The 24,168-nt window shown below is 60.1% G+C and carries 20 protein-coding genes and 1 pseudogene; 9 read left to right on the top strand and 12 right to left on the bottom strand.

All coding sequences use genetic code 11. The annotated features are described in order from the left end of the window. Window positions 1-31: 31 nt before the first annotated feature. From SERRSCBI_RS12245 to SERRSCBI_RS12235, 3 genes are read left to right on the top strand one after another with little or no spacing between them, the layout of a single operon-like run. Window positions 32-2,644, top strand: a complete 2,613-nt coding sequence (locus SERRSCBI_RS12245; protein ID WP_042784633.1) for a YdbH family protein — start codon at window positions 32-34, stop codon at window positions 2,642-2,644. Next, a complete protein-coding gene (locus tag SERRSCBI_RS12240; protein ID WP_025302979.1) occupies window positions 2,641-2,838 on the top strand; it encodes a YnbE family lipoprotein in 198 nt (65 codons plus the stop codon). Before SERRSCBI_RS12245 ends, SERRSCBI_RS12240 begins: the two co-directional genes overlap by 4 nt. 8 nt (window positions 2,839-2,846) lie before the next feature. Continuing rightward, window positions 2,847-3,203: a YdbL family protein gene (locus tag SERRSCBI_RS12235; protein WP_049866681.1), complete on the top strand. Its 357-nt coding sequence runs from the start codon at window positions 2,847-2,849 to the stop codon at window positions 3,201-3,203. An 88-nt stretch (window positions 3,204-3,291) separates the two neighbouring features. Here the strand turns inward: SERRSCBI_RS12235 and azoR are convergent, their stop codons facing one another. Continuing rightward, window positions 3,292-3,897: an FMN-dependent NADH-azoreductase gene (gene azoR, locus SERRSCBI_RS12230; RefSeq protein WP_015377994.1), complete on the bottom strand. Its 606-nt coding sequence runs from the start codon at window positions 3,895-3,897 to the stop codon at window positions 3,292-3,294. Between the two features lie 269 nt (window positions 3,898-4,166). Here azoR and hrpA point away from each other — a divergent pair, with 269 nt between their 5' ends. Continuing rightward, window positions 4,167-8,054 carry an ATP-dependent RNA helicase HrpA gene (gene hrpA, locus SERRSCBI_RS12225; RefSeq protein WP_071883553.1) on the top strand — a complete coding sequence of 1,296 codons (3,888 nt, stop codon included), beginning with the start codon at window positions 4,167-4,169 and terminating at the stop codon, window positions 8,052-8,054. Between the two features lie 96 nt (window positions 8,055-8,150). Here hrpA and SERRSCBI_RS12220 read toward each other — a convergent pair whose 3' ends face one another. Both SERRSCBI_RS12220 and asr read right to left on the bottom strand, forming a co-directional pair. Continuing rightward, complete coding sequence (locus SERRSCBI_RS12220; RefSeq protein ID WP_042784631.1) at window positions 8,151-8,963, bottom strand: serine protease; 813 nt, start codon at window positions 8,961-8,963, stop codon at window positions 8,151-8,153. Window positions 8,964-9,258: 295 nt separating this feature from the next. Beyond that, window positions 9,259-9,538, bottom strand: a pseudogene (gene asr / locus SERRSCBI_RS12215) (acid resistance repetitive basic protein Asr). Window positions 9,539-9,723: 185 nt separating this feature from the next. Here asr and SERRSCBI_RS12210 point away from each other — a divergent pair. Next, on the top strand, window positions 9,724-10,629 hold the full coding sequence (locus SERRSCBI_RS12210; RefSeq protein ID WP_042784629.1) for an alpha/beta fold hydrolase: 906 nt from the start codon (window positions 9,724-9,726) through the stop codon (window positions 10,627-10,629). Between the two features lie 170 nt (window positions 10,630-10,799). On the opposite strand, the gene SERRSCBI_RS12205 is transcribed toward SERRSCBI_RS12210, so the two are convergent. The 4 genes from SERRSCBI_RS12205 to folM form a co-directional block, all read right to left on the bottom strand. Beyond that, complete coding sequence (locus tag SERRSCBI_RS12205) at window positions 10,800-12,299, bottom strand: carboxypeptidase M32 (protein ID WP_042784627.1); 1,500 nt, start codon at window positions 12,297-12,299, stop codon at window positions 10,800-10,802. Window positions 12,300-12,334: 35 nt separating this feature from the next. Beyond that, window positions 12,335-13,639, bottom strand: coding sequence for a two-component system sensor histidine kinase RstB (rstB, locus tag SERRSCBI_RS12200; RefSeq protein ID WP_042784626.1), 1,305 nt, complete (start codon window positions 13,637-13,639; stop codon window positions 12,335-12,337). Next, entirely contained in the window at window positions 13,636-14,361 is a 726-nt protein-coding gene (rstA, locus tag SERRSCBI_RS12195; protein WP_042784624.1) for a two-component system response regulator RstA, read from the bottom strand. Before rstA ends, rstB begins: the two co-directional genes overlap by 4 nt. 75 nt (window positions 14,362-14,436) lie before the next feature. Further along, window positions 14,437-15,159, bottom strand: a complete 723-nt coding sequence (gene folM, locus SERRSCBI_RS12190; protein ID WP_033643212.1) for a dihydromonapterin reductase — start codon at window positions 15,157-15,159, stop codon at window positions 14,437-14,439. Between the two features lie 183 nt (window positions 15,160-15,342). On the opposite strand from folM, the gene SERRSCBI_RS12185 reads away from it, so the two are divergent. Continuing rightward, the gene (locus SERRSCBI_RS12185; protein WP_033643211.1) at window positions 15,343-15,753 is read left to right on the top strand and encodes a hypothetical protein; all 411 of its coding nucleotides are present in this window, start codon (window positions 15,343-15,345) and stop codon (window positions 15,751-15,753) included. Between the two features lie 98 nt (window positions 15,754-15,851). On the opposite strand, the gene SERRSCBI_RS12180 is transcribed toward SERRSCBI_RS12185, so the two are convergent. The 3 genes from SERRSCBI_RS12180 to SERRSCBI_RS12170 form a co-directional block, all read right to left on the bottom strand. Further along, the gene (locus SERRSCBI_RS12180) at window positions 15,852-16,226 is read right to left on the bottom strand and encodes a pyridoxamine 5'-phosphate oxidase family protein (protein ID WP_226886078.1); all 375 of its coding nucleotides are present in this window, start codon (window positions 16,224-16,226) and stop codon (window positions 15,852-15,854) included. Window positions 16,227-16,278: 52 nt separating this feature from the next. Beyond that, the gene (locus SERRSCBI_RS12175) at window positions 16,279-16,764 is read right to left on the bottom strand and encodes a hypothetical protein (protein ID WP_042784623.1); all 486 of its coding nucleotides are present in this window, start codon (window positions 16,762-16,764) and stop codon (window positions 16,279-16,281) included. A 219-nt stretch (window positions 16,765-16,983) separates the two neighbouring features. Next, window positions 16,984-18,375, bottom strand: coding sequence for an amino acid permease (locus SERRSCBI_RS12170; protein ID WP_033643208.1), 1,392 nt, complete (start codon window positions 18,373-18,375; stop codon window positions 16,984-16,986). 57 nt (window positions 18,376-18,432) lie between these two features. Between SERRSCBI_RS12170 and SERRSCBI_RS24745 the strand changes: the two genes are divergently transcribed. Then, window positions 18,433-18,627 (top strand): hypothetical protein, encoded by a 195-nt coding sequence (locus SERRSCBI_RS24745; RefSeq protein ID WP_127897184.1) that lies wholly within the window; start codon window positions 18,433-18,435, stop codon window positions 18,625-18,627. Here SERRSCBI_RS24745 and ydgH read toward each other — a convergent pair. Beyond that, the gene (gene ydgH / locus SERRSCBI_RS12165) at window positions 18,620-19,570 is read right to left on the bottom strand and encodes a DUF1471 family protein YdgH (RefSeq protein ID WP_025302966.1); all 951 of its coding nucleotides are present in this window, start codon (window positions 19,568-19,570) and stop codon (window positions 18,620-18,622) included. The two genes, SERRSCBI_RS24745 and ydgH, sit on opposite strands and share 8 nt — an antisense overlap. 537 nt (window positions 19,571-20,107) lie before the next feature. Between ydgH and pntA the strand changes: the two genes are divergently transcribed. Together pntA and pntB are read left to right on the top strand one after the other, a co-directional pair. Continuing rightward, complete coding sequence (gene pntA, locus SERRSCBI_RS12160) at window positions 20,108-21,637, top strand: Re/Si-specific NAD(P)(+) transhydrogenase subunit alpha (protein ID WP_042784620.1); 1,530 nt, start codon at window positions 20,108-20,110, stop codon at window positions 21,635-21,637. 10 nt (window positions 21,638-21,647) lie between these two features. Continuing rightward, window positions 21,648-23,042, top strand: a complete 1,395-nt coding sequence (pntB, locus tag SERRSCBI_RS12155) for a Re/Si-specific NAD(P)(+) transhydrogenase subunit beta (protein WP_042784619.1) — start codon at window positions 21,648-21,650, stop codon at window positions 23,040-23,042. Between the two features lie 61 nt (window positions 23,043-23,103). Here pntB and uspE read toward each other — a convergent pair whose 3' ends face one another. Continuing rightward, window positions 23,104-24,066: a universal stress protein UspE gene (gene uspE / locus SERRSCBI_RS12150; RefSeq protein WP_004938281.1), complete on the bottom strand. Its 963-nt coding sequence runs from the start codon at window positions 24,064-24,066 to the stop codon at window positions 23,104-23,106. Between the last annotated feature and the right edge of the window lie 102 nt (window positions 24,067-24,168).

Below are 24,168 nucleotides of genomic sequence, written 5' to 3'. Positions count from 1 at the left end.
ATGCCTAACACAGGAACGAAGCAATCATTTAATGACCAGGCGATTGAAAGTATTCATAGGGACGGTGGCGGGCTGCGCAATCCTGGTGCTGGCGTTGTGGCAAACCTTGCCGCGCTGGCTGCCGGGGGTGTTATCGCATTGGTTGCCGGCGGGAAGCCGACTGGAGTTGCAGGGCAAATTGCATTGGCGCCAGGGCGGCCTGACGTTGGCGGGGGCGCGTTTCACCGCGCAAGATTGTCTGCTGGCCAGCGTCGGGCCGACGCGGCTGGCTTATCGGCAAGGCCGCTGGCAGCTGTCGAGCGATAAGGTCAGCGTCGATAGCGCCTGTTTGTCAAAACTGCCGGGCGGCGACGCCAACAGCGCGCCGCTTGCGCTCGATCAACTGCAGCGGCAGCTGCCGCCGCTGGATCTCACCATTCATGACCTCACGCTCATTCCTTGGCAGCGTTATGCCGGGAAGCTGCAGCTTTCCTCCGGCTCTGACGGGCAACGTCTGCATTATCGGGGGCCGAATCTCAGCGCCGAGGCGCAGCTGGATGAAAAACAACAGCTGACGTTGCACAGCCTGACCGTCATTCCGCCCAACAGCGCGCAACCGCTGCGCCTCGCCGGCAAGATAACCATTCCGCTGGATCTGTCCAGCCTGCCGACGCAGGGCGCGCTGCAGGGTGAAATGCAGACGGCCTATCTGGAAAAACCGGTTTTGCTGGATATGCGCTGGCAACAGCAGCAGGGCGTGTTGACGGTGAGCGAGAAAGGCGACGATCGGCCGCTGGCGGTGCTGCCGTGGGAAGTGACCCCGCAGCGGGTCAGCATCAAGCAGGGCGAGTGGCGTTGGCCCTACAGCGGACAGCCGTTGAACGGCGGCCTCAGCATCGCGCTGCACGACTGGAGCAAGGGACTGGATGAAACGGAGATCAGCGCGCGGCTGAACGTGATCACGGCCGGCCACAACGGCAAGGGCAATGCGGTGCTGACGCTTGGGCCGGGCAAGGTGGGGCTGACCGACAGCGATCTGCGGTTCCAACTGACCGGCCAGGCCAATCTGGCCGACTTCTCCGCTACCGCGTCGATCCCGGGCGTGCTCGGCGGCAGCATTCTCAATCCGACGCTGGTTCTGCAGCCGGGTTCGTTGCTGCGCCTGTGGGGCAAGGTGACGCCGGAAATGACGCTGGAAGAGGCGCGTTTGCCGCTGGCGGGCGTGAAGGTGACCGCCGCCGGTATTACCGGCCGCCTGCAGGCGATTTTGAGCGCCAGCGACAGTTACTGGGGCCGCTTCAAGCTGCATCTGGACGGCCAGGCGCAGGATTTCTGGCCGGACAAGGGCCACTGGCAATGGCGCTACTGGGGCAATGGCCGCTTGCCGCCGCTGCAGGCCGCCTGGGACGTGGCCGGCAGCGGCAGCTGGCGCGACAGCGAGTTGGTGCTCGATAAACTCTCCACCGGCTTCGATAAGTTGAAGTACGGCCTGGTGACGGTCGCCGCGCCGCGCTTGAGCCTCAACCAGCCGCTGCGCTGGCGGCGTGATGAACAAAGCCCGCAGTTCAACGGTGAGCTGCAGCTGGCTGCGGATAAAGTCAGCTTCAGCGATGGCGGCTATCTGCCGGCGCCGGTGCTGGCGCTGCAGGTGAACGGCCGTTCGCCGGACAGTTTCCAGATGCAGGGCAAGCTGCAGGCGCAACAGATCGGGCCGATCGCGCTGCGCGGCCGCTGGGACGGCGAACGTCTGCGCGGCGAAGGCTGGTGGCCGAAACAGTCGCTGAAGGTCTTTCAACCGCTGCTGGCGCCGGATCTCAATCTCACGCTGCGCGACGGCGAGTTTTACGCGCAGTCGGCGTTTTCCGCCGCCCGCGAACAAGGGTTCGAGGCCGGTGGCCACTGGGTGGTGAAAAACGGCGGCATGTGGCTGAAGGACGGGGAGATGAGCGGCCTGGATTTCATCCTGTCGTACCGGTTCAAGCAGCATCACTGGCAATTGGGAGCTAAACAGCCGGTATCGCTGCGCATCAAGTCTTTCACCAACCTGTTCGAGATGCAGAACATTTCCGCCGATTTGCAGGGCACCTATCCTTATAGTGAAGGGCAGCCGCTGACGTTGAGCAACGTCGGCGTGGACATGCTCAACGGGCATATCAGCCTGTCGGCACTGCGGTTGCCGCAGCATGACGCCGCAGTGCTGAAGCTGGACAAGGTCGATCTCAGCGCGCTGTTTACCGCCCTGAAACCGAAGCAGTTCGCCATGTCCGGCCGCGTCGACGGCGAGTTGCCGCTGTTCCTGAACCATCCGAAGTGGCTGGTGCAAAACGGCTGGATCGCCAACGCCGGCACGTTGACGCTGCGCCTGGACAAAGACATGGCCGACGCCATCGGCAGCAACAACCTGGCGACCGGCGCGGCGATCGACTGGCTGCGCTACATGGAAATCAACCGTTCGCATGCCCGGGTCGATCTCGACAACCTGGGCGAGCTGACGCTGAGCGCGCGCATCGACGGCATCAACCCGCAGAAAAGCGCCAAGCGCGAGGTGATCCTGAACTATCGCCATCAGGAAAACGTGTTTCAGCTGTGGCGCAGTTTGCGCTTCGGCGACAATTTACAGGAGTGGCTGGAGCAGGCCCTCTCACAACCTGGGGAGCAACAATGAAAATCATGAGTGTGTCGACGCTGGCAGCGGTGCTGTGCGTTTCGCTGCTGAGCGGCTGCGTGCCGCGCATCGAGGTGGCGACGCCTAAGGATCCGATCACCATCAATATGAACGTCAAGATCGAACATGAAATTCATATCAAGGTGGATAAGGACGTCGAAAACCTGCTGAAAACCCAAAGCGGTCTGTTCTAGGAGCCGACATGAAAAAACGTTATTTGTGGTTGGCCGGCGCCGCCTGGCTGTTCAGCGGCCTGGCGATGGCGCTGACGCTGGATGAGGCGAAGCAGCAAGGGCGGGTGGGGGAAACCCTGAGCGGCTATATCGCGCCGGTGCAGCAGGACGCCGAAACTTTGGCGCTGGTGAAGCGCATCAACGCCGGCCGCGCCGAGAAGTATCAGGAAGTTGCGGACAGCAACCATATCGCCGTTGATGAAGTGGCGCGCATGGCCGGCCAGAAGCTGGTGACGCGGGCGCAGAGCGGCGAGTATGTGCGCGGCATCAACGGCCAGTGGCTGAAGAAAGTAAAAAAAAAGCGCGCCGTCTGGCGCGCTGAATGATACGGATAGATGATTATTATGAGGGTAGTGCAGGTTTGACAAGGCTTGCCTCTTTTCCGGCAGGGGCATGGCGCCCCTGCGCTGGCTCTTACGCGGCAACCACCTGAGACAGGGCCGCTTTGGCGTCTTCCTGTGCTTTGGTCGCCACTTCCGGACCGTAGGCGATGCCTTCCGCGAAGACGAACTCCACGTCGGTGATGCCGATGAAGCCCAGGAACAGACGCAGGTAAGGTTCCACCAGGTCGGTTGGGGTGCCTTTATGAATGCCGCCGCGGCTGGTCAGGATCACGGCGCGTTTGTTTTTCACCAGGCCTTCCGGACCGTTTTCGGTGTAACGGAAAGTCACGCCGGCGCGGGCGACCAGATCGAAATAGTTTTTCAGCTGGGTCGGGATGTTGAAGTTGTACATCGGTGCGGCAATCACGATAACGTCATTGGCCTGCAGCTCGGCGATCAGTTCGTCCGACAGGGCCAGCGCTTCTTGTTGACGCGGAGTCAACGGAGCATCGGAAGGACGCAGCGCGCCAACCAGCTCGCCGTCTAGCACCGGGATTGGCTGTGCGGCCAGATCGCGCACGGTGATGGTGTCGCCGCTGTGGGCGTTGCTCCATTGCTCTACGAAGAAATCGGCCAGTTGGTTAGACTGAGAGTAGGTCGCCAGGATGCTTGATTTCAGAACCAATACGTTGCTCATCGATAATTCCTTACGTTGTGACAGTGACATCAGGACTCAGCGTCCCTTGCATGAACTACATGCTATTCACATTCCCCCAACAGTGATAGCGCAATATTTCGAGATCTTCGTTCGATTTTATTGAATAACATGCCGAGGCTTTACTCGCGAAAGTAGGGGGAAAAAGCCGTTTGTGATAGGCTGTGCGGCTAAAGCAAAAAAATCGCTAAAAAAACATTAAACCGTTGCTAAGCCTGGTCTTGGCCACGATGAAACAAGGAACACCGAACGTGAAATCTCCGCTCGAGGCACTGCCGGCCCAACTGGGCGAGCTGATGCTCCGCGATCAACAACGCCTGCGTCGTCGCCTGCAGGGCGCACGAAAAATCAAAAATCCCGATGCCCAGCTGGCGGTCGCCGCCGAAGTGGAAAACGACATCGCGACGGCGCGGCAAAAAGTGCAGGCGCGCGCCGCGTCTTGCCCGCGCATTACCTATCCGGAAAGCCTGCCGGTCAGCCAGAAAAAGCAGGACATCTTAAACGCTGTCCGCGACCACCAGGTGGTGATCGTCGCCGGGGAGACAGGCTCGGGGAAAACCACCCAGTTGCCGAAGATCTGTCTGGAGCTGGGGCGTGGGGTGAAAGGGCTGATCGGCCATACCCAGCCGCGCCGCCTGGCGGCGCGCACCGTCGCCAACCGCATCGCCGACGAGCTGGAAACCCCGCTCGGCGGCAGCGTGGGCTACAAGGTGCGCTTCAATGATCAGGTAGGGGAAAACACCCTGGTCAAGCTGATGACCGACGGCATTTTGCTGGCGGAGATTCAGCAGGATCGCCTGCTGATGCAGTACGACACGCTGATCATCGATGAAGCGCACGAGCGCAGCCTGAATATCGACTTTATTCTTGGTTACCTGCGCGAACTGCTGCCGAAGCGCCCGGATCTCAAGGTGATCATCACCTCGGCGACCATCGATCCGCAGCGTTTCTCGCGCCACTTCAACAATGCGCCGATCATCGAGGTTTCCGGCCGCACCTACCCGGTGGAGGTGCGCTACCGCCCGGTGGTCGACGACGGCGACGATACCGATCGCGACCAGCTGCAGGCGATTTTCGATGCGGTGGACGAGCTTGGGCGCGAAGGGCCGGGCGACATTCTGATCTTCATGAGCGGCGAGCGTGAGATCCGCGATACCGCCGACGCTTTGAACCGCCTCAATTTGCCGCACACCGAGGTGCTGCCGCTGTATGCGCGCCTGTCGAACAGCGAGCAGAACCGGGTGTTCCAGTCGCACCACGGCCGCCGCATCGTGCTGGCCACCAACGTGGCGGAAACCTCGCTGACGGTGCCGGGCATCAAATACGTCATCGATCCGGGCACCGCGCGCATCAGCCGCTACAGCTTCCGCACCAAGGTGCAGCGCCTGCCGATCGAGCCGGTGTCACAGGCCTCCGCCAATCAGCGTAAAGGGCGCTGCGGCCGCGTGTCGGAGGGGGTGTGCATCCGTCTGTACTCCGAACAGGATTTCCTCTCGCGGCCGGCGTTTACCGATCCGGAAATTCTGCGCACCAACCTGGCGTCGGTCATTCTGCAGATGACCTCGCTGGGGCTGGGCGACATCGCCGCGTTTCCGTTCGTCGAGGCGCCGGACAAACGCAACATTCAAGATGGCGTGCGCCTGCTGGAAGAGCTGGGGGCGATCACCACCGCCGATAACGGCCACTATCAGCTGACGCCGCAGGGCCGGCAGCTGGCGCAGTTGCCGATCGACCCGCGTCTGGCGCGCATGGTGCTGGAAGCTCAGAAGAGCGGCAGCGTGCGCGAGGTGATGATCATCACCGCCGCGCTGTCGATTCAGGATCCGCGTGAGCGCCCGATGGACAAGCAGCAGGCCTCGGATGAAAAACACCGCCGCTTCGCCGACAAGGACTCGGACTTCCTGGCGTTCGTCAACCTGTGGGATTATCTGCAGGAGCAGCAAAAGGCGAACTCCTCCAGCCAGTTCCGCCGGCTGTGCCGCAACGATTTTCTCAACTACCTGCGGGTGCGCGAGTGGCAGGATATCTATACCCAGCTGCGCCAGGTGGTGAAAGAGCTGGGGCTGCCGATCAACAGCACGCCTTCCGACTACCGCAGCGTCCACACCGCGCTGCTGACCGGCCTGTTGTCGCACATCGGCCAGAAGGATGCGGACAAACAGGAATACACCGGCGCGCGCAACGCCCGCTTCTCGATCTTCCCCGGCTCCGGCCTGTTCAAGAAGCCGCCGAAGTGGACCATGGTGGCCGAACTGGTGGAAACCAGCCGCCTGTGGGGGCGCATCGCCGCGCGCATCGAACCGGAATGGATCGAGCCGCTGGCTCAGCACCTGGTGAAACACAGCTACAGCGAACCGCATTGGTCGAAGTCGCAGGGGGCGGTGATGGCCAGCGAAAAGGTCACGTTGTTCGGTCTGCCGATCGTCGCGGCGCGTCAGGTCAATTACGGCGCCATTGATCCGCTGCTGTGCCGCGAGCTGTTTATCCGCCATGCGCTGGTCGAGGGTGACTGGCAGACGCGCCATGCTTTCTTCCGCGATAACCAAAAGCTGCGCGCCGAAGTGGAAGAGCTGGAGCATAAATCGCGTCGCCGCGACATTCTGGTGGACGACGAAACGCTATTCGGCTTCTACGATCGCCGCATCCCCAACGACGTGGTGTCCGGCCGTCATTTCGACAGCTGGTGGAAGACCGCCGCCAAACAGCAGCCCGACCTGCTGAACTTCGAAAAAGAGATGCTGATCAAGGATGGCGCCAACAAGATCAGCGCGCTGGATTACCCGAACTTCTGGCATCAGGGCAACCTCAAACTGCGGCTGAGCTATCAGTTCGAACCAGGGACCGACGCCGACGGCGTGACGGTGCACATCCCGCTGCCGATCCTCAATCAGGTGGAGGAGCAGGGGTTTGAATGGCAGATCCCCGGCATCCGCCGTGAGCTGGTGATCGCGCTGATCAAATCGTTGCCGAAACCGGTGCGTCGCAACTTCGTGCCGGCGCCGAACTACGCCGAAGCGTTCCTTGGCCGCGTAACGGCGCTGGAATTGCCGCTGCTTGACGCGCTGGAGCGCGAGTTGCGGCGTATGACTGGCGTGACCGTGTCACGTGATGACTGGCAGTGGGATCAGGTGCCCGATCACCTGAAAATGACTTTCCGCGTGGTGGGCGAGAAAAACCAGACGCTGCGCGAAGGCAAAGATCTGGCCGCCCTGCGCCTGCAGTTGAAAGAGAAGGTACAGGAGACGCTGTCGGCGGTGGCCGATGACGGACTGGAGCAGAGCAACCTGCATGTCTGGAGCTTTGGCCAATTGCCGGCGTTCTACGAGCAGAAGCGCGGCGGCTATTCGATGAAAGCCTATCCGGCGCTGGTGGATGAAAAGGACAGCGTGGCGATCCGCCTGTTCGACAGCGAAAGCGAACAGCAACAGGCGATGTGGCAGGGCACGCGCCGCCTGCTGTTGTTGAATATTCCTTCGCCGATCAAATATCTGCATGAAAAGCTGCCGAACAAGGCCAAGCTGGGGCTTTATTTCAACCCGTACGGCAAGGTGCTGGAGCTGATCGACGACTGCATTTCGTGCGGCATCGACAAACTGATCGCCGAACACGGCGGCCCGGTTTGGCAGGAGGAAGACTTTGCCCGGTTACAGGAGCAGATCCGCGCCGAGCTGAACGACACGGTCGTTGAGGTGGCCAAGCAGGTTGAACAGATCCTGACGGCGGTCTTCAACATCAACAAACGGCTGAAAGGCCGGGTGGACATGTCGTTGGCGCTGGCGCTGTCGGACATCAAGACCCAGCTCGGCGGGCTGGTCTACCGCGGCTTCGTCACCGGCAATGGATGGAAACGGCTGCCGGACACGCTGCGCTACCTGCAGGCGATCGAACGCCGATTGGAGAAACTGGCTATCGATCCGCACCGCGATCGCGCGCAGATGCTGCGGGTGGAGCAGGTGCAGCAGGCGTGGCAGCAGTGGCTGAACAAGCTGCCGCCGAAGCGACAGCAGGAGGAAGAGGTGAAAGCGGTGCGCTGGATGATTGAAGAACTGCGCGTCAGCCTGTTCGCGCAGCAGCTGGGCACACCTTACCCGATCTCCGACAAGCGCATTCTGCAAACCATCGAACAGCTTTCGGGCTAAGCTCAGGCGCGCCGGCCGGCAAACGGCCGGCGCAGCGCAAGTTGAAATTCAGGAAACAGAGAAACAGCAACGGCGCTTGATGCGCCGTTGCGAGAGCTACTTGCCTGCCGCCAGGGCGTCCAGCGCGTCGCGGATGCCGGGCACCGCCAGAGCGCGGTTATCGGCGCGGTAACGATCTTTCGCCGCCGGCGCCGAACTCTGGATGGCGATCAGCTGCCAGCCGTCGGCGGTTTTCAGCAGCAGCGGTGAGCCGCTGTCGCCGGGCAGGGTATCACACTGGTGCGACAGCACCCCTTGCTGGGCCCAGCCGGTCACCTTGCAGTTTTGGTGGCTGTAGAGGTCATCAAGATGATCCTCCGGGTAGCCCGCCTGGGTGATCAGCCGTTTGGCCTGTTTCAGGGCCTGAGTCAACGCCTTGCTGTCGCCTTGCCACAGCGGCAGCGGGGCGATCGGCAGCGGCGTTTTGTCTTTCAGCCGGATCAGCGCAAAGTCATAAGCGGCGGCGGCGGGCGGCACGATCCAGCCGTCGCCGTCCGCTTTCAGCTTTTTGCCCAGTTTGCTGTCTACCAGGGTTTCAATATTATCGGTTTGATACTGCCATGATTTATCGCCCGCCACGAAGCGCAGGGCGACGGCTTTATCCAATTGTCCCGGCGGCGCCAGCACGCAATGGCCGGCGGTCAGCGCCAGGTGTGGGGAGATCAGCGTGGCGGTACACAGATTGCCGCTGGCGGTTTCGACCTGGCCGATGGCTTGCCACGGCTGGGCGGCGGTATCCGTGACCTTGATTCGTTCATCTTTGCCGAAAAACAGACGCGTTTGCTCGGCCTTGGACGGGCCGTCGGCGCGTGCCGCCTGGGAGGCGATGAGCGGGAGTGAGCACAGCAACAGTAAAACGGATATGCGCATAGATCTCTTGCCTGACAAATACGGATCATCCATAAACACACTGAATGCTAACTATAGACTGATTTAGCAGCCATGTGGATGGGCAATAACTGATTTTTCAATAATTTCCCGCCGGCGAGGCGGCAGGCTACAGATAAAAAAAGACGGCGATCAGTCCACAGAGGATCAGGGCGGTCAGAATGATCTCGAACAGGTAGCGGCGCAGCATCAATGAGAACCCCCCGGATGAAAAAACACCCGGTGAACCGGGTGTCGTGCACGTCAAGCCTGAAGCGGTGAGGGGAACCTCACGACATTACGCTTTTTTGTGGCTGGTTTTCTTGTGGTGCTTTTTTAGCCGCCTGGGCTTTTTGCGCCGGGGCTTTTTTGCCGGCTTTCTTGTGATGCTTTTTGGCCGCCTGAGCTTTCTGTACCGGGGCTTTCTTGCCGTGGTGTTTCACCTGAGCTTTAGCTGGCGCAGCGGTGGCGGTGGTTGCGGTAGCCGTAGGTGCGGTAGTGGTGGCAGCCTCGGCAGCGAAAGCCACGGAAGACAGACCCATTGCAGCGGCAACAACCAGAGCTAATACTTTTTTCATCGCAGAATCCTCAACATGACTTTTGGGTATCAACCCCACTGCGGGGCCGTTGAGATGATAGTAGGCAAACGGCGTCCGGCTTTCCGTGAGTGATTGGTTTCGGCTTGTAACCTAATGTACAGGGCGGCGGCGGCAGGAGGGATTGCTGCTATAATGACCGTCTGGCTCGATAAAAGGGATTTAAAATGAACGAGATAACGGTTCGTTGTGGCGTGACGGAACAGGGCGAGGTGCCGCTGGCCTATGAAGACTGGGGCGATGAGGCGCATCCGCCGCTGTTGTTAATCATGGGCATCGGCGCGCAGCTTTTGCTGTGGCCTGACGATTTCTGCCGCGCTCTGGTTGCCAAGGGATTTCGGGTGATCCGCTACGACAACCGCGACGTCGGCCTTTCCGGTAAAACGCGGGCGCAGCGCAAGACACCGCTGTGGCTGTTGATGTTGCGTGCCCAGTTCGGCTGGCAAACGCCGGTGCCTTATACCCTGGCGGATATGGCGACGGACGCAGCGCATCTGCTCGATCATTTACGCATTCCTCAGGCTCATGTCCTTGGCGCCTCGATGGGGGGGATGATCGCCCAGGTGTTGGCCGCCGAATACCCGCAGCGCGTCGCCTCGTTATGCATCTTGTTTTCCAGCACCAATCAACCGCTGTTACCGCCGCCGGCGCCTTCGCTGCTGTGGTTGCTGGTGCGCCGGCCTGCCGCCGATATGACGCTGCAGCAGCGCCAGGAAGGGATGAAGGCCTTTCTGCGCGCGCTTGGCACCGCGACTTATCCGCCGGAGGAGGCGGAGCTGGATGCCCTGGTGAAGCGGCTACTGAAGCGGGGCGTGGATCCGGAGGGCATGCAGCGGCAACTTTCCGCGCTGCTCGGCAGCGGCGATCTGCGGCGTTACAGTCGGCGCATCGCCGCGCCGACGCTGGTGATTCACGGCGATCGCGATCGGCTGGTGCGCAAGGCCGGCGGGGTGGCGATCGCTCGGGCCGTCGCCAACGCCAGATTGCAGATTATGCCGGGCATGGGGCATGATCTGCCCGCCGCGTTGAGACCACAACTGGTGACGATGATCGCCCGTCATGCGCTGGGATGAGAGGCAGATAGGGGCGTTGCTGTTTATGGTTTTAGTTACAACATACTGTTGGTGAGTAGTAACCCGCCACCCTGCAGCCAAGGCGTTGCCGGCAAGGAAAGCGCGCTATGTAGCATTATTAGGTCAAGCAGGGGAAAAAGGGCGCGGCCGTGGCCGCGCACGGGGAGAGATTACAGGTAGCGGTTTTCCAAATGCTGGCGGAAGTAGCGCGGATTGAGCGCTTCACCGGTTGCATTGGCGATCAGCGTGTCGGTCGGGAAACGGCTGCCGTGGCGCCAGATGTTATGCTGCAACCAGTGGAACAACGGCTGCAGGTTGCCGGCGGCGATGTCCTCGTTCAGCGAAGGCAGGGCCTGACGCACGCTGTGGAACAGCTGCGCGGCGTACATCGCGCCGAGGGTATAAGTCGGGAAGTAGCCGAAGGCGCCGTCGGTCCAGTGGATATCCTGCATGCAACCGTTGCGGTAGTTGCCGATGGTATCGAGGCCCAGGTAAGCGTGCATCTTTTCATTCCACAGCGCCGGAATGTCCTCCACTTCGATCTCGCCTTCGATCAGCGCTTTTTCAATTTCGTAGCGCAGGATGACGTGGGCAGGATAGCTCACCTCGTCGGCGTCGACGCGGATCAGGCCCGGTTTCACCCGCTGGTTGAGGCGAATGAAGTTGGCTTCTTCCAGCGCCGGCTGTTCGCCAAACTGCGCGGTAACCAGCGGACGCAAGATTTTCAGGAATTCATTGCCGCGCGCCAGCTGCATTTCGAACAGCAGGCTCTGCGATTCGTGGATGGCGGTGGAGCGGGCCAGGGCGACCGGTTGGCCAAGCAGATCGCGCGGCAGGTTCTGTTCGTAACGGGCGTGGCCAGTCTCGTGTACGATCCCGAGCAGCGCGGTCAGGAACTCTTTCTCGTTGTAACTCGTGGTGATGCGCACATCTTCCGGCACGCCGCCGCAGAACGGGTGGGCGCTGACGTCGACGCGGCCGTTGTCGAAGTTGAAACCGAGCAGCTTCATCACGCTCAGGCTCAGCTGGCGCTGGGTGTCCACATTGAACGGGCCCTGCGGCGCCAGGCAGGGTTCATTGGCCTGTTTGGCCACCACGCGCTGCAGCAAATCCGGCAGCCAGGTTTTCAAATCGCCGAAGATGCGATCGAGATCGCTGCTGCGCATGCCCGGCTCATACAGGTTGAGCAGGGCATCGTAACGGCTGGTGCCGGCCGCCTGCGCGCGGATCTGCGCCTCTTCCCGGCTGAGTTTGACCACGTCGCGCAGATTCTCCGCGAAGCCATCCCAGTCGTTGGCCGGGCGCTGGGCGCGCCAGGCGTGTTCACAGCGGGCGCCGGCCAGCGATTTGGCTTCGACCAGCGACGCCGGCAGCAGCACCGCGTCTTCATACTGGCGGCGCATTTCGCGCAGGTTGGCGCGGTCGATCTCGTCCAGCGTCTCTTGCTGCGCGCGATCCAACAGCGCGCCGGTGCTTTGTGCCGTTAAAATCTGGTGCTGCAGCACGCTCAATTCGGCCAGGGCTTCGGAGCGCGCCTTGCTGCCGCCCGGTGGCATCATGGTTTGCATGTCCCAACCGGCGATGGCGGACAGGTGGCCGAAACGCGACAGCCGGCTAAAAAGCGCGCGCAGGTGATCGTAAGCAGACGTGTTGGAAGGTGCAGATGTCATTATTATTCGGCTCCAATGAGAAGGGTCCGGCGGTATTACGCCAGATCGGCTTTTAAACTGAATGTCGGCTTCACCGGCCAGCAGAAACGGAAGCTGGCGCCGCCGAGCGAACTGCCTTCGACGAACACCTGTCCCTGGTAGGCGACGGCGATGGAATGGACGATGGCCAGCCCCAGCCCGCAGCCGCCGGTGGCGCGATCGCGGCTGGGATCGAGGCGAACGAAAGGCTCGAACACCCGCTCGCGCTCTTCCGGCGGGATACCCGGCCCGTCATCTTCGACCTGCAAACAGGCGAGGTCACCGTCGAACCACAACCCAACGCGCAGGCGCTGCTCGGAATAGCGCAGCGCGTTGTTGACCAGGTTATCGAGCACGCGCTCCATCAGGCGCAGATCGACGCCGCCGAAGTCGCCGACGTGCGGGATGTCGAGCTGGATGTCGCGTTCCTGATGGATAAGGCGGATATCATCGACCTTGTCCTCCAGCCACTTTGGCAGATTGATGGGTTCAATGTTTAACGCAACCTGCGGCCGGTCCAGGCGGGCATAGGTCAGCAACTCGTCGATCAGCGACTCCAGTTGGCCGATATCGCGGTTCAGCGCCTGCTGCTCGCCTTCGGACAGGTTATCGCTCATCTCGAGCCGATAGCGCAGGCGCACCAGCGGCGTGCGCAGCTCGTGGGCGATGCCGTCGATCAGCTGTTTCTTGCTGGCGATCAGGGTGTTGACGTTGTCGGCCATCTGGTTGAACGCCACGCCGAGCCGGCTCAGGCTGGAAGTGGGATCGAAGTGGGTGCGTTCATCCAGATGCCCGGCGCCGAGCCGCTGAGCGGCGTTTTCCAGTTTGAGCAGGTCTTGCCAGTGCGGCCGCATCCACAGAAACACCGGCAGCGCCAGCGACATGCCGATAAACACCAGCAACACCAGATCCAGCAGACGCATCTGGTGCAGATAGAACAGATAAGGAATGGGGCCGACCACCAACACATAGTGGCTGCGCGGAATGCGTTGCATAAAGGTGTACTGATCGTCGAGGGCGATGATTTCACCCAGCCGCAGCCGCTTTTTCAGATCCTCGCTCAGTTCCTGTTTGCCGAGCGGTTCGATATGAAGCTTGAACGACAGATTGAGATCCAGCGTGGCGATAGTCTTGTTCCAGTCCTTCAGCGGGATTTCGCGCAGCTCGCTGCGCATCAGGTACAGCGAGCTTTTCATCAAATCGTCCATCGACTGGCGGCCGGCGCGCTCGGCGGTCACCTTGTACACCAGGCCGACCAGCATCGCCATCACCAGAAAACAGACGAACAGCAACAGGAAGAACTGGACGAAAAGTTTTCTCATTGTTGCACCGATGCCCAGGCGTTAGGGGCGAACAGATAGCCCTTGTTGCGCACCGTCTTGATACGGAAAGGCTCCAGCGCGTTGTCGTACAGTTTGCGGCGCAGGCGGGAGATCGCCACGTCGATGCTGCGGTCCATGCCGTCGTAGCTCACGCCGCGCAGGTTTTGCAGCAGCGCCTCGCGATCCATGATCTGCCCGGCGTGGGTCGCCAGCTCCCACAGCAGATCGAAATCCGAGGTGGACAGGGTGATGGTTTCCTCACCCAGCGTAACCTGACGGTTGACCGGATCGATGCACAGCAGCCCGAAATGCAGCGCGTTATGCTGGGTAAGCGGCTGAGCCGACTCTTCTTTCGGCTGCTGGCTGTGTTGACGCAGATGCAAACGCAGGCGCGCCAGCAACACCGCCGGCGGCGTGGTTTTCAGGATATAGTCGTTGGCGCCCATCTCCAGCGACAGGATATGGTTCATGTCGCTGTCGAGCGAGGTCAGCAGCACGATCGGGCCGGGGAAGGTGGGGCGCAGATCGCGGCACAGCGTCATGCCGTCTTTGCCGGGCAACATGATGTCCAGCAGCACCAGGTCGGGTTGCTCGCGCTCGATGCGTGCCTGCGCGCTGTCGCCGCGCGGTTCGATCAGCACCTCGATATCGTGTTTGCCCAGATAGGCGGCGATCAGTTTGCCGACTTCAGGATCGTCTTCCACAAAAACAATTTTATGCATATGCCCGTGTTTTAATAAGAAAAGCGGATTTCAGCATAGCGCGGCCCGCGAGGTTGCGCCAAGCGGATCTTTGCGTCAGCGCAACGGCCGCCCGCCGTCGACGCCGTGGGTGCGGCCGGTGACGTAGCGGCTCTCCAGCAGGTAGTTCACCAGATTGACCACTTCGCTCTCGCCCGGCGCGACCTTCATCAGCGACTTCGCCAGCGCCTGCCGGCGATAAGCTTCGTCGTCGCCCGGATTGAAGATGATCAGCGCCGGCGCGATGGCGTTGACTTTGACTTCGGGCGCCAATTTGCGGGCGAACGACCGGGTCATGTTGTCCAGCGCGGCTTTGCTGGCGGCGTAGGCGATATGCTTGTCGCTGCCTTTTTCCACCACATAGTCGGTCAGATGGATAATGTCGGCGCCTGCCTGGCCCTGGCCGGTCAGGCAGGACTCGAGCAGTTGATTGAGCAAATAGGGCGTATAGACGTGAATTTGCAGCATCGCCGCCATGACCTGTTCCGGCGGCACCTCCGGCGATTCCGCCTGCCAGGCGCTGGCGTTGTGGATCACCGCGCGCAGCTTGGGTGCGGCCTGCCGCACCTGATCGGCGAAACGATAAATGCCTTCATGGGTGGAAAAATCGCCCTGAATGCAGCAGGCGCCCAAGGCTTTCAACTCGGCCATCGCCGGATATTCGCTGCGGTAGGCGATGATGACCGGAACGCCGCGCTGGAGAAACGCTCTGGCGAGCGCCAGCCCTATGCGCCGTGCGCCGCCGGTAATCAGCACCGGGGCGGAGTTGTGGTGTTCCATTGATTAAAGCTCCTGGACAGACTGGCAAACAATAGGGGAATTATGCCATCATACGGCGGAAAGTCGTTAAAGCTTCGCATGATTATCCATTTCTGGATATAAGATCCCCAATGCATTTCAGGTTGCCCCCGGCGGCGGCTTGAAAGACCACGGGTTAACACTGGCCATGAGAGGAATGAGGGGATGAACAGCAATCACCTTGCATCCATCGCGCGCAGTGAGAAAATCTGTTTCGACTATATGGATTTTCTGTCCGCATCGTGCAGGAAGCACTGGCGCTTTGTTGATGCTATTTATGGTGTGATGCCGATCTTCGGCATGGTGTTGAAATCGCGCGTGACCACGTCGCAAACGCGCAAAGAGCAGTTAAAAGAGTTGGCGCTGCAGGTGGTGTCGACGCAGGTCAGCGATGAAACCAACATTGTGCGCCTGATTGACCTGGCGCAGCAGCAGGGCCTGGCGGTGTTTGATATTCAGTTGCCTTATGCGCTGGAGGCTCAACAACTGGCGGCCATTCAGAAAGAGTGTGCAGAAGGCATTGCGATTACTCTGGTGGGTGAACGCATGACCGTCGCGATCCCTCCCAAAAGCTGACCGGGCATCAACCCGGCCGCCCGTTCATGGTTAGGCAATTGACTCGTCGCGGTGGCCTAACCATGAACGTGATATTTCACGCCGCATGACGGCCGGCGCTAGAGCTGGGTCCCGGCATTCGGGCCGGAGCGCAGGGTATAAATACTGTCTATATGAATTAACACCGCGTACTTCGGCGGCTTCATCCCGTTTTTTTCCGCAAACGTCAACGCATCGTCAAACGGCTTACCCGCCAGAAACAGTTCGGGCGTGCCAACGAAGCGGTAACCGTCCAGCGCCTCGCGATCGATGACCACAACGGCCATTTTCGAGCCGGCCTTGATGTTTTTCAGCGTTTGGCCACCGGTATTTTCGTTGTAAATCAGCGTACGGTCATCATAGAGGCGCAAAGAGCGCTTGGGGCCGATATCGGGAACGCCGTTCGGGCTGCTGGTCGCCTGCACAGGCAGCTGTTTAGCCAGCATCTTCTTCATCTCGTCATTCAATTCATTCATTACAGATGGCCCTCAGATTGGTGTGTCACTTTTAATGCAAGGTAGCGGAAGCGTTGGCGGCCGGCGCGCAGACGCTGGTTTCCGGCAACCGGTGTTCGCGCAGCAAGTGCAGGGTTTCAATCCTGAAGCGCAGCAGGTGCCGTTCGGCGATCTGCTGCATCTGTTCGCACAGCGACGAATCGGCCAAGAGTTGCTCGATAGCGACTCGGGCCTGATGAACATGCAGCTCGACGCCGCGCAGAGGCTTCTGCCGCAGGCGCAGATGGGTAATGTTGTTGAACGTGACGATCAGCGCGGCAAGGGCAGACTCGAAAATATTCAGCGCTTCAAATCTGGCGGTATAGTCCGCATTCAGCCAGGGCTTCTCGGCGATGATCGCCTGAGCCCCCTCCAGCGCCTGTTGATAGCGCGCCATCGCCTGGCGATCGTGCCGCTGATTAAACGCCATGTTGCCCTCGGCGATCAGCGCCTCCCAGGCGGTAAACAAAGGTAATGCGTGCAGCAGTTTCTCAGCCATGAAATGCCTTCCATTTTCAGCCTGTCTTCATCCGCCGCCTGACGCCTCTCGCCAGGGGCACTCGCGTCTTACCATTAACCAACAAATGATAATGATAATTAATTGCATTTGAGATCGCAAGCGTGGCGCATGGCTGACTGTGCAAAGGGGGGAACACGGTAGCAGGGGAAAAAGAGGAAGCAAAATGCGGCTGACGGGCAGCCGCATTGACGGGACACTTTAGTGCAGCATAAACCAGCCGGCGGGCAGCGTGGCCACCAGCAGCAGTAAGATGCTGCCTTTTTCCAGGCGATTCAGCAGATTGATATCCTGATGGCCGCGGCGGGCGTACATGAACACCAACAGGCCCGGCGCATACAGCAGCACCGACATCAGCAGGTGCATCAGCCCGGAAGCGTACAGCAGCCATAAACCATAGACGCAGGCGCCGGTGGCGGCGAAGATCAGGCGCTTGTCGCGGCGACGGTAAGCCACCTTGAACAGAAATGCGCCGACCAGGAAGTAAGGCACCAGGATCATTTCCGACGCGATGGTCAACAGCGAGTTGTAGTTGCTGCCGGTCAACCAGATCAGCACTAACGCCAGCTGCACCGCGATGTTGGTCAGCCACAGCGAAGACGATGGGGCGTGATGGCGGTTCTGCTTGCCGAACACGCGTGGAAATGCGCCGTGCTGTGCGGCCAGCAGGGGGACTTCCGCCGCCATGATGGTCCAGCTGAGGTAGGCGCCGCACACGGAAATGATAAGACCGGCGGCGATGATCACGTCTCCCCACGGGCCAATCAGTTCCACCATCAGCACTGCCATCGACGGGTTGCGCATGTCGGCCAGTTCGCTGCGCGGCACCACGCCCAGCGACAGCAAGGTGACCATCAGATACACCGCCAGCGCCGACAGCACCGCCAACATGGTCGCGCGGCCCACGTCCTTCTTATTGCGCGCGCGCGCGGAAACCACCACGGCGCCTTCCACGCCGATAAACACCCACAGGGTGATCAGCATGGTGTCCTTGACCTGTTCCCATACCGGCTTGCCGAGGGCGATCCCCTGGAAGTCCAGCGTGAACACGTCCATTTTAAAGGCGATCGCCGCCAGAACGGCGAACATCCCCAGAGGCAGCAGCTTGGCGAGGGTGGCCGCAAGATTGATGCTGGCGGCGGTTTGCACGCCGCGCAGCACCAGCGCGTGCACGATCCACAGCAGGGCGGATTCGGCGATCAGCGCCTGCCAGGTATTGCCGTCACCGAGAATAACGTTGCCGCCGCGATCGGTGAAAATGCTCAATGCCGCGAACACGATCACCAGATACGAGACGTTGGCGATCACGGCGCACAGCCAGTAACCCCAGGCGGAGCAGAAGCCCATCAGCTCGCCGAATCCCTCTTTGGCGTAGGTGAAGATGCCGCCGTCCAGATCCGGGCGCAGACGCGTAAGCAACAGCATGGCGAACGCCAAAAACAGAATGCCGACGCCGGTGATCCCCCAACCCAGCAGCAGCGCGGCGGGGCTGGCGACCTGCGCCATGTTTTGCGGCAGACTGAACACGCCGGCGCCCAGCATCGAGCTGAGCACCAAAGCGGTTAGCGCGGTAAGACCGAGTTTTTTTTCCAATGACGGATCCTGAACGCAGAATAAACAACTGGAAGGGAACTGCTTGGCGGCAACAATGTGTTAACAACCATTGCGCTAATAGACAATAGCCCTAAAAATTGGCGCAAATTCTACGGAGGGATGATTAGAGATGCAATGATTGAATATGCGGAATTTACAAAAAACTATTCAACGAGCGGCGAAAAGAGCGGCAATAAAAACGGGCAGCTCAAGGGCTGCCCGATGGTAAACCGAAAAGCGGGTTTTATTTGAACAGATCGGCGCTGACGGTCAGGTTGCCGCCGCTCTTGTTCTGCCATTGGCGAGTGACGTGGTAGTACTTGGCGCCTTTCTCGGCCGCGCGTTTCGCCACTTCGGTGGACACGTCGGTCATGCTGTTGAAGTGGCCGGTGAAGGTGACGGAATCGAACGGCACCATCTGCGCGGCGGTCACGTTGTTCACTTCCTGAATCTTGGTGCCGTTAGGCAGCGTGACGGTATAGCGTTGGCCGGTAGAGGACTGGGTTTCGAAGAAACGGCCCACTTCGCGGCTTGGTGAACCGGAAGACGCGACGCCAGGAATTTCGACTTTCGCGGCTGCGGCGCCGCCGGCGGCCAGCGCGGCGCGGCCGGCGTCAGAATCGGCCGGTATGGCGTCCGGGCTCTGCACGCGGCGTTTCGGCGCATCGGCCTTATAGATGTAGGCGGTGACGAACTGGTTGCCGCCGGAGTTGGCGTCAACCTGGCGCACGATGAAGAACGAGGCGGCACCTTTTTTCTGCGCTTCTTTGGAGATGGCGTCGTTAATGTCCGGCTGGCTGCGGTAGAAACCGCTGACGCTCACGGTATCGTAAGGCTCCAGCAGGTAGGCTTCCTCTTTAGGCAGTTCATTCACGCCGTTAAATACGCGGTATTTTGGTGTTTTGCTCACTTCTGGCGCATCTTTATGATAAAGGTCTGCGGTGACGCGCCAGTTGCCGCCGTTGTTGCTGTTGTTGCTGTCCTGGATATAGAAGGAATCGGCACCCAGTTTGTCTGCACGGCGGGATACGGCGTCGACGGCTTCATTGATCGCATTGAAGCGGCCGGTAATCGTGATGCGATCAAACGGCTTCAGCGCCGCTGCTTTCTCAGGAGTTAACTCTTGCGCCGCATGAGCGGACAGCGCGGTGAGTGATAACAAGGCTGACGCGATGATCGTGGTCTTCAGCTTCATAAAAAATCCTTTCGCCTAGCGCATTAACGTTTATAACGTACTGAACTGTTTAAGTGTAATTCAGCCGTCGATTATTACATGTAATTCTGAAAACTGTCTCAGCATTTTATGTTATCCCGTGCGACAAATCCTTGACGGTGACGCGGGTCGCACGGATGGCGCCGCCGCCATAAGTTTCCATAATAAAGGCTTTGGTGTCATTAGTGTTAATTGTTCACAAAATGATAACTTTTATGCTTATCCGCCCCGCATGGCGATAAATCGTTACGCCGGGCGCAAACCTCTAATCATGCAGAATATGCTGTTCTGTATGCATTTTTTCACTGTAAATTGCGATTTGTCATATCGCGCCCGGCATTTTTATGTAAAAACAGGGCTGAATGCGTAAGCAATTATGGATCATCGACCTTATTTTCAGTAGGTTATAGTTGGCGTCTGAAATCAGTGCGGGCAAGTTGACGCCTCGCTCGCCGATGGCGCCGTTCTATGGGCAGGAAAATAATAAACATCATCCAAGACAGGTGAGAAGGGAACATTATGCGTATTGGTGTACCAAGAGAGCGGTTGGCCAATGAAGCCCGGGTCGCAGCCACGCCGAAAACGGTGGAACAACTGCTGAAGCTGGGTTTTACCGTCGCGATTGAACGCGGGGCGGGCAAACTGGCCAGTTTTGACGACGTCGCCTACGAAGCCGCCGGCGCGGCGCTGGTCGACGAAAACGAAGTGTGGCAGTCGGATCTGATCCTGAAAGTCAACGCGCCGCAAGACGACGAGATCGCCTTGATGCGCGAAGGCAGCACGCTGGTCAGCTTTATCTGGCCGGCGCAAAACCCCGAGCTGATGGCCAAGCTGGCGGCGCGCAACGTCACCGCGCTGGCGATGGATTCGGTGCCGCGCATCTCGCGCGCCCAGTCGATGGATGCGCTGAGCTCGATGGCCAACATCGCCGGCTACCGCGCCATCGTCGAGGCGGCGCATGAGTTCGGCCGCTTCTTCACCGGCCAGATCACCGCCGCCGGCAAAGTACCGCCGGCCAAGGTGATGATCATCGGCGCCGGCGTGGCCGGCCTGGCGGCGATCGGCGCTGCGGGCAGCCTCGGCGCCATCGTGCGCGCCTTCGACACCCGCCCGGAAGTGAAAGAGCAGGTGCAGAGCATGGGCGCGGAATTCCTCGAGCTGGATTTTGAAGAGGAAGCGGGCAGCGGCGACGGTTACGCCAAAGTGATGTCCGAAGCCTTTATCAAGGCCGAGATGGCGCTGTTCGCCGCACAGGCGGCGGAGGTTGACATCATCGTCACCACCGCGCTGATCCCGGGTAAACCGGCGCCGAAGCTGATCACCAAAGAGATGGTAGCGTCGATGAAGCCGGGCAGCGTGATCGTCGATCTGGCGGCGCAAACCGGCGGCAACTGCGAACTGACCGTGGCCGACACCATTACCGTGACCGACAACGGCGTGAAAATCATCGGCTATACCGATCTGCCGAGCCGCTTGCCGACACAATCTTCGCAGCTGTACGGCACCAACCTGGTCAACCTGCTGAAGCTGCTGTCGAAAGAGAAGAACGGCGAGATCGATATCGATTTCGACGATACGGTGATCCGCGGCGTTACCGTGGTGCGCAGCGGTGAAATCACCTGGCCGGCGCCGCCGATCCAGGTTTCCGCCCAGCCGAAAGCGGCGCCCGCCGCTGCACCGGTCGCCAAACCTGAAGCCAAGCCGACCTCGCCGTGGCTGAAGTACGGCCTGATGGCTCTGGCGATCCTGCTGTTCGGCTGGCTGGCGGACGCAGCCCCGAAAGAGTTCCTGTCGCACTTTACCGTGTTCGCGCTGGCCTGCGTGGTCGGGTACTACGTGGTCTGGAACGTCAGCCATGCGCTGCATACCCCGTTGATGTCGGTCACCAACGCGATCTCAGGGATTATCGTGGTCGGTGCGCTGCTGCAAATTGGCCACGGCGGCTGGGTGAGTTTTCTCTCCTTTATCGCCGTGCTGATCGCCAGCATCAATATTTTCGGTGGGTTCACCGTCACTCAGCGCATGCTGAAGATGTTCCGCAAGAACTAAGGGGTAACAAATGTCTGGAGGATTGGTTACAGCTGCATACATTGTTGCCGCTATTTTGTTTATTTTCAGCCTGGCGGGCCTGTCGCGTCATGAAACGTCGAAGCAGGGCAACCTGTTTGGCGTCGCCGGCATGGCGATCGCGCTGATCGCGACCATTCTGGGGCCGGATTCCGGCAACGTCGGCTGGATCATCATCGCCATGATCATCGGCGGCTCGATCGGCGTCTATCTGGCGAAGAAGGTCGAGATGACCGAAATGCCGGAGCTGGTGGCGGTGCTGCACAGCTTCGTTGGCCTGGCCGCGGTGCTGGTCGGTTTCAACAGTTATCTGGATCACGGTGCGCCGATGGAGCCGGTGATGGCGAATATCCATCTGACCGAAGTGTTCCTCGGCATCTTTATCGGTGCGGTGACCTTCACCGGGTCGATCGTCGCCTTCGGCAAGCTGCGCGGCATCATTTCTTCCAAGCCGTTGATGCTGCCGAATCGCCACAAGCTGAACCTGGCGGCGCTGGTGATCTCGTTCCTGCTGCTGGTGGCGTTCGTGCGCACCGACAGCGTGGGCTGGCAGGTGGTGACGCTGCTGCTGATGACGGCGATCGCGCTGGCGTTCGGCTGGCATCTGGTCGCCTCGATCGGCGGCGCCGACATGCCGGTGGTGGTGTCGATGCTCAACTCCTACTCGGGGTGGGCGGCGGCCGCGGCGGGCTTCATGCTGAGCAACGATCTGCTGATCGTCACCGGCGCGCTGGTGGGCTCTTCGGGGGCGATCCTATCTTACATCATGTGCAAGGCGATGAACCGCTCGTTTATCAGCGTGATCGCCGGCGGTTTCGGCAGCGACGGTTCATCCACCGGCGAAGCCGAAGAGATGGGCGAATACCGTGAAACCACGGCGGAAGAGGTGGCCGAGCAGTTGAAGAACTCCACCTCGGTGATCATCACCCCGGGCTACGGCATGGCGGTGGCGCAGGCGCAGTATCCGGTGGCGGAAATCACCGAAAAACTGCGGGCGCGCGGCGTGAAGGTGCGCTTCGGCATTCACCCGGTCGCGGGGCGCTTGCCGGGCCACATGAACGTGCTGCTGGCAGAGGCGAAGGTGCCGTACGACGTGGTGCTGGAGATGGATGAAATCAACGACGATTTCCCGGATACCGACACCGTGCTGGTGATCGGCGCCAACGATACGGTGAACCCGGCGGCGCTGGAAGATCCGCGCAGCCCGATCGCCGGCATGCCGGTATTGGAAGTGTGGAAAGCGCAGAACGTGATCGCGTTCAAACGGTCGATGAACACCGGCTACGCCGGCGTGCAGAACCCGCTGTTCTTCAAGGAGAACACCCAAATGCTGTTCGGCGACGCCAAAGACAGCGTGGAAGCGATTTTGCGGGCGTTGCAGAAGTAAAATTGGGCAACCAAAGAAAAACGGGCCGCTTTTCAGCGGCCCGTTTCTTTATGTGCGAAGCCTAATCTTCGTCGTCGTGTTCGTCGTCTTCATCCGCCTCGATCGGGCAGTTGAAGTTTTCCGGTTTAATCACCAGCAGGTCGCATTTCAGATGATCGATCACATGTTCCGCCGTGTTGCCGATAAAGGCGGCTGAAATACCGGTGCGGCCCAGGGTGCCCAGCACCACCACGCCGGCCTGCAGGTGTTCGGCCAAATCGGGGATCACCTCTTCCGGCAGGCCTTTTTCCACGTGGGTGAACTCTTCCTTAATGCAGAATTTTTGCCGCAGCGCCTTCATGGCGATCAGATGCTGGCCGCGAATGGCGTCGTTGTAGACGCTCGGGTCGAAGTCGGGCAATTCGATGGCGATGTTGATCGGGGTAACGGGATAGGCGCCGACCAGGTGAACCTCGGTCTGGTTGACGTTTTGCGCCAGTTCGACGGTTTCTTGCACCAGTTTGATATTGAGCGGGTCGTGATAGGGTTCTTCGCTGGCCAGATTGACCGCCACCAGCGCCTTGCCGCCTTCCGGCCAGGGCTGGTCTTTCACCATCCACACCGGGCAAGGGCATTTGCGCAGCAGGTGCCAGTCGGTGGGGGTAAAGATCACCGACTCCAACCGGTCGTGTTGGTGCGCCATTTTCAGCAGCAGGTCATGTTGGCCGGAAAGCACTTCCTGAATGATGGCTTCGAAGGGGCGGTTATGCCAGACCACTTTGATTTCGATCGGCACGCCGTCGTTGAGATAGAAGCGGCACTGCTCGTTGATCCAGGCGGCGCGTTGGCTGATCACACCTTGCCGCATCGCCGTTCTTTCATCCGGGGAGAGCAGGGTCGTCATTTCGTAAGAGAAGTCATAGATGGGCAGGAAGGCCTTGATGCGCCCGCCGTTCCGTTTTACCAGGTACACGGCGCGGCGCAATGCCGGCTGATCGTCCTGATTGGGGTCAATAGCCACCAGAAGATTCTGATACTTCGCCATAGGGCCTCCTTACAGCTGAAATCAACAGTCTGTTAATTTACAGAGTAACCCAACATTGAAAAACAGAACAACAACAGAAGCGTGCCGGATCAACAATTTCGG

Source organism: Serratia sp. SCBI (genome assembly GCF_000747565.1).
GTDB classification, from domain to species: Bacteria; Pseudomonadota; Gammaproteobacteria; order Enterobacterales; family Enterobacteriaceae; genus Serratia; species Serratia ureilytica.
The sequence above is the reverse complement of the archived record's forward strand: the minus strand, read 5'-3'. Positions and strand labels throughout refer to the sequence as shown.